This is a genomic window from Cellulomonas hominis (assembly GCF_005239125.1).
GTDB classification, from domain to species: domain Bacteria; phylum Actinomycetota; class Actinomycetes; order Actinomycetales; family Cellulomonadaceae; genus Cellulomonas; species Cellulomonas hominis_A.
Map to the genome: position 1 here is coordinate 1 of NZ_SZYE01000283.1, position 3,406 is coordinate 3,406.

Below are 3,406 nucleotides of genomic sequence, written 5' to 3' on the forward strand. Positions count from 1 at the left end.
GGTGGGACGTGACCTTCATGTTCCTGATCGGCTGCTGCGTGGCCACGATCGCGCTGCTGGTCGTGGTGAACCGCGACGAGAAGCGCCTGCTGGCGAGCCACGCCACGCGGTCGGACGCGCGACCGGCGGACGACGACGGCGACGGAACGGCCTGACGCCCCGCCGCACGGTCCGCTGCGGCCGGACGACCGCCGCGGACCGTGCTTCGGTGGCAGGATCGGGCCATGGACCCGCGCGCCGGAACCCCTGCCCAGCCGTCCGACCTCGTGGACGTCGACGCCATGCTCGCCGCCTACCACGACCGCCGCCCCGACCTGGAGGACCCCGCGCAGCGCGTGGTGTTCGGCACCAGCGGTCACCGCGGCTCGAGCCTCGACGGCGCCTTCAACGAGGCGCACATCGTCGCGATCACCGCCGCGATCGTCGAGTACCGCCGCAACCAGGGCACCGACGGGCCCCTGTTCATCGGCCGCGACACCCACGGCCTGTCCGAGCCGGCCTGGCGGACCGCGCTGGAGGTGCTGGCCGCCGCCGGCGTCGAGGTGCGGGTGGACGCCCGCGACTCGTGGACCCCGACCCCCGCCGTGTCGCACGCGATCCTGCTGCACAACGGCGCGGCGACCTCCGAGGGCGTGCGCGCCACCGGCCCCGGCCTCGCCGACGGCATCGTCGTGACCCCGTCGCACAACCCGCCCCGCGACGGCGGCTTCAAGTACAACCCGCCGCACGGCGGCCCCGCCGGGTCCGAGGCCACCTCGTGGATCGCCGACCGCGCGAACGAGCTGCTCGCGAGCGGCGTGGACCGGGTGCCGCGCGTCGGCGTGGACGCCGCCCTCGCCGCGGACACCACCCGCAAGCACGACTTCCTCGGCGCGTACGTCGACGACCTCGCGCACGTGCTCGACCTGGACGCGATCCGGTCGGCGGGCGTGCGGATCGGCGCGGACCCGCTCGGCGGCGCGTCCGTCGAGTACTGGGGCGCGATCGCCGAGCGGTACGGCCTGGACCTGACGGTCGTGAACCCGCGGGTCGACCCGCAGTGGTCGTTCATGACCCTCGACTGGGACGGCAAGATCCGGATGGACTGCTCGTCGCCGTCGGCGATGGCCTCCCTCGTGCACGCGATGGCGGGCGACTCGCCGTTCGACATCGCCACCGGCAACGACGCGGACTCCGACCGGCACGGCATCGTCACGCCGGACGCCGGCCTGATGAACCCGAACCACTACCTGGCCGTCGCCATCGGCTACCTCTACGCCGGCGCGCGCCCGGGCTGGCCCGCGGACGCCGCGATCGGCAAGACCCTGGTGTCGTCCTCCCTGATCGACCGGGTGGCGGGCAGCCTCGGCCGGCGGCTGCTCGAGGTGCCGGTCGGGTTCAAGTGGTTCGTCCCCGGCCTGCTCGACGGCTCGGTCGGCTTCGGCGGCGAGGAGTCCGCGGGCGCCTCGTTCCTCCGCAAGGACGGCAGCGTCTGGACCACCGACAAGGACGGCATCATCCTGGCGCTGCTCGCCTCGGAGATCCTCGCCACCACCGGGAAGTCGCCGTCGCAGCACCACGCGGACCTGGTCGCCGGGTTCGGGGAGTCCTGGTACGCCCGGGTCGACGCCCCGGCGACGCTGGAGCAGAAGGCCACCCTCGGGAAGCTGTCGCCGGAGCAGGTCACCGCGACCACGCTCGCCGGCGAGGAGATCACCGCGAAGCTCACCTCCGCGCCGGGCAACGACGCGCCCATCGGCGGTCTCAAGGTGACCACCGAGAACGCCTGGTTCGCCGCCCGGCCGTCCGGGACGGAGAACGTCTACAAGATCTACGCCGAGTCGTTCGTCAGCCCCGAGCACCTCGCGCAGGTGCAGGAGGCCGCGAAGGACGTCGTCTCCGACGCCCTCGGCGGTTGACCGGCGCGCCGGCCCCGCCCCGCGAGGGGCCGGGCCGGCGCACCGACGGGTGGACGCGTCCGCGACCCGGCGTCAGGCCGTGGCCACCGGGAGGCAGACCCGGGTGACCCAGGCCGACGGGTCGGGCTCGGTCACCGGGCCGACCACGTACACGTTGCGCATCGGGCCGGCGACCCGCAGGCCGCGCGACGCGATCCACGCGCCGAGCTCGGCCATGACCGCGCCGACGCCCTCGTACGGGCCGTGCAGCTCGCCGACCGCGGCGTCGACCGCCGGCTCCTCGACGTACCGCACGCCGTCGACCTCCGGGAACGGCGCGGCGACGTCCAGCTGGACCTCCACGTCGGCGTCCTGCTCGACGAAGCCCTCGTCGTGGAACACCGCGACGGCGGCGGCGTCCGGTGCCGGGGCCGCCCCCGCGGCGGCGAGCGCGGCCCCGAGCCGCTGCCAGAGCAGCCCCTCGTCGCCGTAGGTCGGGATGACGCCCCGGAGCGACGCGACGCGACGCGCGGGCAGGGTGGTGCGGGTGACGGTGGTGGACATGACAGGTCCTTCCAGATGGGCGAGGAATCGGTCGATGTCCGCGAGCCGGCCCTCCGCCACGGCGATCTCCGCCTGCGCGGCGCGCCGCCGCTCGAGCAGCACCGCCCGCAGGCGCGCCTCGTCGTCGAACGGGGCGCACGCCGCGAGGTCGGGGACGCCCACCCCGGCGTCGCGCAGCGCACGGACGCGTCCGGCGGTGCGCAGCAGCGCGGGGTGGTAGCTCCGGTACCCGCTGAACGGGTCGACCCGGGTGGGCGGGAGCACGCCGTGCTCGTCGTAGTGCCGCAGCATGCGGATGCTGAGCATCGACAGGCGGGAGAACTCGCCGATCGTGAGGAGCCGGTCGTCGGACATGTCCACGACCCCACACCCTGCCACCGTGAGAGGGTCCAGCCCTTCGGCGCGCGGCGGCGCCCGGACGCGCCTAGCGTGGCCCGACCAGGCCGTACAGCGAAGGAGCAGTGATGAGCGAGGACGTCACGCCGTTCCCCGAGGACTCCCCCGACGCCCTGACCGAGCCGGACGTGGACGAGATCCGCGACGACGAGGTCTCGGACGACGAGGCCGCCCGGTCGATGCCGGACGCCAGCCCGTCCGACCAGGACCCGGGCTCGTACCTCAACCCCTGAGACCGCCCGCCGCGCCGAGCCTCAGTGACGACTCGGCGCGGCGGCGCGACAGCAGCGCGAGCACCAGGGCGAGCGGCGCGAGCGACTCCGCGCCTGCCACCGCCCGCTCGGCGAGCCCCTCGACCCCGCCGCCCCGGGCGGCCTCCGCGACGAACCACCCCAGGAGCCCGAGCAGCACCGCCGTCGCCGGCACCAGCACCGCCGGCCGCAGCGGGACCGGGCCGGGACCCCCGGCGCGGGCCGGGCACCGCGCGCGTCCTACGCTTGCGCGATGGCCCACCTGCTCGGCGGCGAAGCGCTGCACCTGTCCTTCCCGACCAAGAACGTCTTCGACGC

At 75.0% G+C, this 3,406-nt stretch carries 4 protein-coding genes; 2 read left to right on the forward strand and 2 right to left on the reverse strand.

What is annotated here, in order from left to right:
- The first annotated feature begins 224 nt into the window (after positions 1-224).
- Entirely contained in the window at positions 225-1,898 is a 1,674-nt protein-coding gene (gene pgm, locus FA014_RS18845; protein ID WP_154731145.1) for a phosphoglucomutase (alpha-D-glucose-1,6-bisphosphate-dependent), read from the forward strand.
- Positions 1,899-1,970: 72 nt separating this feature from the next.
- On the opposite strand, the gene FA014_RS18850 is transcribed toward pgm, so the two are convergent.
- On the reverse strand, positions 1,971-2,795 hold the full coding sequence (locus FA014_RS18850; RefSeq protein WP_230323421.1) for a MerR family transcriptional regulator: 825 nt from the start codon (positions 2,793-2,795) through the stop codon (positions 1,971-1,973).
- Positions 2,796-2,905: 110 nt separating this feature from the next.
- Between FA014_RS18850 and FA014_RS18855 the strand changes: the two genes are divergently transcribed.
- Entirely contained in the window at positions 2,906-3,070 is a 165-nt protein-coding gene (locus FA014_RS18855; RefSeq protein ID WP_154731147.1) for a hypothetical protein, read from the forward strand.
- On the opposite strand, the gene FA014_RS20870 is transcribed toward FA014_RS18855, so the two are convergent.
- Positions 3,060-3,406: hypothetical protein (locus tag FA014_RS20870; RefSeq protein WP_230323420.1), on the reverse strand; the 347-nt coding region annotated here is incomplete at its 5' end. The genes FA014_RS18855 and FA014_RS20870 overlap by 11 nt on opposite strands.